6 protein-coding genes are annotated in these 6,237 nt (G+C 60.4%); 5 read left to right on the top strand and 1 reads right to left on the bottom strand.

Annotation, left to right across the window (positions count from 1 at the left end; translation table 11 throughout):
• Nucleotides 1-185: 185 nt before the first annotated feature.
• From OKB81_RS02870 to OKB81_RS02880, 3 genes are all read left to right on the top strand, one after another.
• The gene (locus OKB81_RS02870) at nt 186-719 is read left to right on the top strand and encodes a glycine cleavage system protein R (protein ID WP_010673166.1); all 534 of its coding nucleotides are present in this window, start codon (nt 186-188) and stop codon (nt 717-719) included.
• A 23-nt stretch (nt 720-742) separates the two neighbouring features.
• Nucleotides 743-1,207 carry a thioredoxin-dependent thiol peroxidase gene (bcp, locus tag OKB81_RS02875; RefSeq protein WP_160838214.1) on the top strand — a complete coding sequence of 155 codons (465 nt, stop codon included), beginning with the start codon at nt 743-745 and terminating at the stop codon, nt 1,205-1,207.
• Between the two features lie 195 nt (nt 1,208-1,402).
• Nucleotides 1,403-1,903 (top strand): YfbU family protein, encoded by a 501-nt coding sequence (locus OKB81_RS02880; RefSeq protein ID WP_039040945.1) that lies wholly within the window; start codon nt 1,403-1,405, stop codon nt 1,901-1,903.
• A 52-nt stretch (nt 1,904-1,955) separates the two neighbouring features.
• Here the strand turns inward: OKB81_RS02880 and yfbV are convergent, their stop codons facing one another.
• Entirely contained in the window at nt 1,956-2,396 is a 441-nt protein-coding gene (gene yfbV, locus OKB81_RS02885; RefSeq protein WP_039040944.1) for a terminus macrodomain insulation protein YfbV, read from the bottom strand.
• A 301-nt stretch (nt 2,397-2,697) separates the two neighbouring features.
• On the opposite strand from yfbV, the gene OKB81_RS02890 reads away from it, so the two are divergent.
• Both OKB81_RS02890 and pta read left to right on the top strand, forming a co-directional pair.
• Complete coding sequence (locus tag OKB81_RS02890) at nt 2,698-3,900, top strand: acetate kinase (protein ID WP_010673162.1); 1,203 nt, start codon at nt 2,698-2,700, stop codon at nt 3,898-3,900.
• Between the two features lie 70 nt (nt 3,901-3,970).
• Complete coding sequence (pta, locus tag OKB81_RS02895) at nt 3,971-6,124, top strand: phosphate acetyltransferase (protein ID WP_160838216.1); 2,154 nt, start codon at nt 3,971-3,973, stop codon at nt 6,122-6,124.
• The last annotated feature ends 113 nt before the right edge of the window (nt 6,125-6,237 follow it).

Here is a 6,237-nt window from a genome sequence, read left to right on the forward strand (position 1 = left end):
TAATTCTCCCGATTTTCAGGGGCGTAATGGTAAAGCTGCCCCTTTTGAAAAACAAGGGAGGCACGGGACAAGCCGTGTTACCATCCGGCACAAAACGTATGAATGCACGCGCGCACAAGAGGCCTCACGGCAGGGTGCCGGCCCCCGCGGTCAACGCATTCTCAATAATGGACGAGAGACGATTTATGACTCACTACCTGGTCGTAACGGCCATCGGCACGGACAGGCCTGGCATCGTCAATGAGGTGACCCGTCACGTCAGTGGCTGCGGTTGCAACATTGTCGACAGCCGTCTTGGCATCTTCGGCAACGAATTCACCTTCATCATGCTGCTGTCCGGTGACTGGAACAGCCTGATGCAACTGGAAATCAGCCTCCCACTGCGCAGCCAGGAGTGGGATCTCATCACCATGATGAAACGCACCGAGCGCCACCACTCCCTGCAATATGACATCAGCGCCAGCGCAGAGGTGCTGATCCGGGATCAGCCGGGCATCGTAAGTCAGTGCACCCAGTTCTTCAGCGATCACGGCTGGGACATCCAGGCCATGCAGACCATCACCCTGGAACAGCAGCCCTTCAACCTGCTCAAGGCGAACTTTCAGTTGAATCTCTCCAAGCAGGGAGAAGAGCCTGGCTCGAAGACAGCCTTCGCCGATTTCTGTCGTGGACTGGGCGCCGAGTCGTTCGAATTCATCGTCAATCACAAGTACGCCTGACGGCGTTTATCCGAGGAGACCCCATGTCACCACTAGAAGCTGGTACCCAGGCCCCCGATTTCTCCCTCTCCGATCAGGACGGCAATCAGGTTCGCCTCGCCGACCTGCGCGGCAAGAAGGTGCTGATCTATTTCTATCCCAAGGCGATGACCCCGGGTTGCACCACCCAGGCCTGCGGTCTGCGCGACGTCAATAGCGAGCTGGCTGCCCTCAATGTGGTGGTGCTCGGCATCAGCCCTGACAGCGCCAAGCGCCTGAAAAAGTTCGAGGAGCGCGACAACCTCAACTTCCGCCTGCTGGCCGATGAGGATCACGCGGTGGCCGATGCCTTTGGCGTCTGGGGTCCGAAGAAGTTCATGGGCAAGGAGTATGACGGCATCCATCGCCTGAGTTTCCTCATCGACGAAGAGGGCAAGGTTGCCCATCGCTTCGACAAGTTCAAGACCAGCGATCACCATCAGGTGGTGCTCAACCTCGTCAAGGGGTAAGCCACCAGCGGCATTGTTGCAGGGCTCGCCATGGCGGGCCCTGCTCGTTTCACCACGGCATCAGCCCCCACTCTCTGGCGGCTCACCAGGGCGCCTCTTCCCCCCTTTTCTCGCCAACCTCCCCTCTCAGATCAAAAAATTCATCCTGGATATGGGTTAACGTGACCCCAGATTCATTTTCCAGCGAGACAGCCCATGAACATGAGCCACACCGAACGCCTGATCCTGAGCAACCAGTACGAGATCCTGGCCAAACTCAATCCGGAAAAGGCGGCGTTTTACCAGCGTGCCAGCACCATCGTCGAGCGCGGCTACTGCCTGCAGATCCTCGAGCTGGAGAAGAGCTTCGGCCATCTGGATCTCGCCACCTGCCAGGAGGTGCTGGACACTCTGGAGCTGCACCATGCACTGGCCATCTCCTGGGGCAACCTGGATGCCAGCGCTCGGGCCGATGTCAACGAGAGCCGCCTTGCCTTCAACGGCTACAGCCGCAGCCAGGAGCGGGAACTGGCGGATTACGTCTGCTTCCTGCTGGAAGTGGACAAGCGCTTCCCCGAACTGCCCTGCCCCTGCGACGAGCTCTCCAGCGACATCGCCATGCGGGACAAGTACCAGCGCATGCTGGCGGTCTGGCGTCAGTGCCCCCGTCAGTACAAGCTCTCCATCCAGGAGATCAGCAAGGTGCTGGCCGCCTGAATGTGAAAAAGGCGCCTGAGGGCGCCTTTGTCGTCAGTCTGACTTCGGAAAGTCATTCGTAGAGGAAGGATTTGTCCAGCTGCTTGAAGGCGGCGTTGAGGGTATCGGCCAGCTCTTCGTAGCGGGGACGGGCCACCAGCTGACGTTGACCGCCCTGCTCGTTCATCTTGCCGTTTATCTCCCGATACCAGGTGGCGAGGGAGGGGGGCAGGCGGGTATCGGCGCGCTGGCCGAGCCAGTAGTACCCTTGCAGCGGCAGGCTGAGCAGGAAGAGCACGGACGCCATCACGGAGGGCCAGTAATGAAGCTCGCCAAACTGGAACTGCACCATGACGCTGAGCACCGCCAGTGCCGGGATCACCTTGAGGGCGAACTCGGTGGCCCTGATCACCCGATTCTCCGGGAACATGGAATTAAGCTCGGGACGGCGCGGCCAAAGAGTCATATAATGACGGCCTTGCTGTAATTTAGTTCCAAAAATGTTCATGCTCATGCTACCTCCGAGCTCTTTTCGAACGCATTAACGGCAAAACCTCGACAATATTTGAGAGGCAATAACAAAGGTTGAGGATGACTTTGTTATTTTTCAACAATCAGGTTATCCTTTGTACGCCCATTTTTACGCTGGGGCACGGCCACTGACCAGTCAGGGACGTCTGAATTTCGGGTCTTGTATCACTATACAAGGGGCAAGCAACAGATTGCCAACCCTCATAAGGATAAGTTGATAGTTTTTGGACGCACCGCGTCCGGCGCATCCTCCAACCCAACCCAATCTGCGATAGGATTTATTCATGAGTAAGCTGGTTCTTGTTCTTAACTGTGGCAGCTCGTCCCTGAAGTTTGCTGTCATTGACGCAACCACCGGTGATGACCTGCTGTCCGGCCTGGCCGAATGCTTCAACCTCGACGACGCCCGCATCAAGTGGAAGCTGAACGGCGAGAAAGGCAACGCTGATCTGGGTGCCGGTGCCGCTCACCAGGAAGCGCTGGACTTCATCGTTCACAAGATCCTGCCGCTCAACCCGGAACTGTCCAAGAACCTGATCGCCATCGGCCACCGCGTGGTACACGGCGGCGAGCGTTTCACCTCCTCCGTTCGCATCTGTGATGACGTCATTGCCGGCATCGAAGCCGCCATTCCTTACGCACCGCTGCACAACCCGGCTCACCTGATCGGTATCCGTGCCGCCCTGAAGGTCTTCCCGGAACTGGCCGAGAAGAACGTCGCCGTGTTCGACACCGCCTTCCACCAGACCATGCCGGAAGAAGCCTTCCTGTACGCCCTGCCGTACAAGCTCTACAAAGAGAACGGCATCCGTCGCTACGGCGCCCACGGCACCAGCCACTACTACATCAGCCTGGAAGCGGCCAAGCAGCTGAACAAGCCGGTGGAAGAGCTCAACATCATCAACTGCCACCTGGGCAACGGCGGCTCCGTCTGCGCCATCAAGAACGGCCAGTCCGTCGACACCTCCATGGGCCTGACCCCGCTGGAAGGCCTGGTGATGGGTACCCGTTCCGGTGACATCGATCCGGCCATCATCTTCTTCCTGCACGACAAGCTGGGCATGAGCGTTGCCGAGATCAACACCATGCTGACCAAGGAATCCGGCCTGCAGGGTCTGACCGAAGTCACCTCCGACTGCCGTTTCGTTGAAGACAACTACGACAGCAAGGAAGAAGCCAAGCGCGCCATGGACGTGTACTGCTACCGTCTGGCCAAGTACATCGGTGCCTACGCCGCCGCCATGGACGGTCGTCTGGATGCCGTGGTCTTCACCGGCGGCATCGGCGAGAACTCCGCCCCGATCCGTGAGATCACCCTGAACAAGCTGGGCCTGCTGGGCTTTGACGTCGACCACGACGCCAACCTGAAGGCTCGCTTCGGCAAGGGCGGCGAGATCACCAAGGCTGGTTCCACCAAGGCCCTGGTTATCCCGACCAACGAAGAGTGGGTCATCGCCCACGACGCGCTGGAACTGGTCGGCGCATAAATTAGCTGTAGAGCAAGGCCGCCCCAGGGCGGCCTTTTCCTGATCCCAAAAAATGAACAAGGGGTAATAAGTGGCACGCACTATTATGCTCATCCCGGTCGGCACTGGTGTCGGCGTAACCTCCGTGAGTCTTGGCGTCGTTCGCGCCATGGAACGTCACGGTGTCAATGTCAGCTTCTTCAAACCGGTCGCCCAGCCGCGTCCGGGTGAAACCGGTACCGAGCGCTCCACCGCCGTGATCCGCGCCGCTGCCAACATCAACCCGCCCGAGCCGTTCGCCCTCTCCTACGCCGAGAACATGATCACCTCCAGCAACACCGACATCCTGCTGGAAGAGATCGTGGCCCGCTTCGAAGAGCACGTGAAGACCAGCGGTGCCGAAGTGGTGGTGATCGAGGGCCTGGTTCCGACCGACAAGCAACCCTTTGCCAACAAGCTGAACTACGACGTCGCCAAGGCGCTGGACGCCGACATGGTGTTCGTGACCCATCCGGGCAACGACTCCAGCCAGAAGCTCAAAGAGCGCATCGAGCTGGCCTGCTCCAACTTCGGTGGCGTCAACAACCCGCGCATCGTGGGCTGCGTCATCAACAAGGTGGGTGCCCCGGTTGACGAGCACGGCGTGACCCGTCCCGACCTGACCGAGATGTTCGAAGCGCACCACCACGGCGCCGACACCGGCCACAACCTGGAAGTGCTGCAGGTCTTCGGCAAGAGCCCGCTGCGCATCCTCGGCTGCATCCCCTGGAACACCCAGCTGATCGCACCGCGCGCCAAGGATCTCGCCAAGCACCTGGCCGCCAAGATCATCAACAAGGGTGAGCTGGAAAGCCGCCGCCTGCAGACCGTGACCTTCTGCGCCCGCTCCATCCACAACATGATCGAGCACTTCCGTCCGGGCAGCCTGCTGGTAACCTCCGGCGACCGTTCCGACGTCATCGTCTCCGCCTGCCTCTCCGCCATGAACGGCGTCAAGCTGGGTGCCTTGCTGCTGACCGGCAACTACCATCCGGAACCCCAGGTGATGGCCCTGTGCCAACAGGCCATGGCCACCGGTCTGCCGATCATGATCACCGGCACCAACACCTGGCAGACCGCTGTCAGCCTGCAGAACTTCAACATCGACATCCCGGAAGATGACCGCGAGCGTATCGAGCTGGTGCAAGACTACGTTGCTGGTCACATCGACAAGCACTGGATCGAGTCCCTCTCCGCCAAGTCCACCCGCTCCCGTCGCCTGAGCCCGCCGGCCTTCCGCTATCAGCTGACCGAGCTGGCCCGTCAGGCCAACAAGCGCGTCGTGCTGCCGGAAGGGGAAGAGCCGCGCACCATCAAGGCGGCCGCCATCTGTGCCGAGCGCGGTATCGCCCGTCCGGTGCTGCTGGGCAACCCGGAAGAGATCCGCCGCGTCGCTGAACAGCAGGGCGTGATCCTGACCGACCGCGTCGAGATCATCGATCCGGTTGCCGTGCGCGAGCGCTATGTGGCTCGTCTGGTCGAGCTGCGCAAGAACAAGGGCATGACCGAAGTGGTTGCCCGCGAGCAGCTGGAAGACAACGTGGTACTGGGTACCATGATGCTGGAGCGCAACGAGGTAGACGGTCTGGTGTCCGGTGCGGTGCACACCACTGCCAACACCATCCGTCCGCCGATGCAGATCATCAAGACCGCCCCGGGCTCTTCCCTGATCTCCTCCATCTTCTTCATGCTGCTGCCGGATCAGGTGCTGGTCTACGGTGACTGCGCCATCAACCCGGATCCCACTGCCGAGCAGCTGGCCGAGATCGCCATCCAGTCCGCCGACTCCGCCGCCGCCTTCGGCATCGAGCCGCGCGTGGCCATGATCTCCTACTCCACCGGCACCTCCGGCGCCGGCGCGGACGTGGAGAAGGTGCGTGAAGCGACCGAGCTGGCCAAGGCCAAGCGTCCCGACCTCATCATCGACGGCCCGCTTCAGTACGATGCGGCCATCATGGAGAACGTCGCCAAGTCCAAGGCACCGAACTCCCCGGTTGCCGGCAAGGCCACCGTGTTCGTGTTCCCGGACCTGAACACCGGCAACACCACCTACAAGGCGGTACAGCGCTCCGCCGAGCTGGTCTCCATCGGTCCCATGCTGCAAGGCATGCGCAAGCCGGTCAACGACCTCTCCCGCGGCGCCCTGGTGGACGACATCGTCTACACCATCGCCCTGACCGGCATCCAGGCAGCCCAGGCCGAGTAATCGACCCGCAGTCCGATGCAATGAAAAACCCGCCGAGAGGCGCAATGCTGTTCAGATAAGCACATTTTTGACTAATTATTCATAAATGCGACTTGAGTTGGGGGAGCAAGGCT

The sequence above is a fragment of the Aeromonas sp. QDB56 genome (assembly GCF_027705505.1).
Lineage (GTDB): Bacteria > Pseudomonadota > Gammaproteobacteria > Enterobacterales > Aeromonadaceae > Aeromonas > Aeromonas caviae.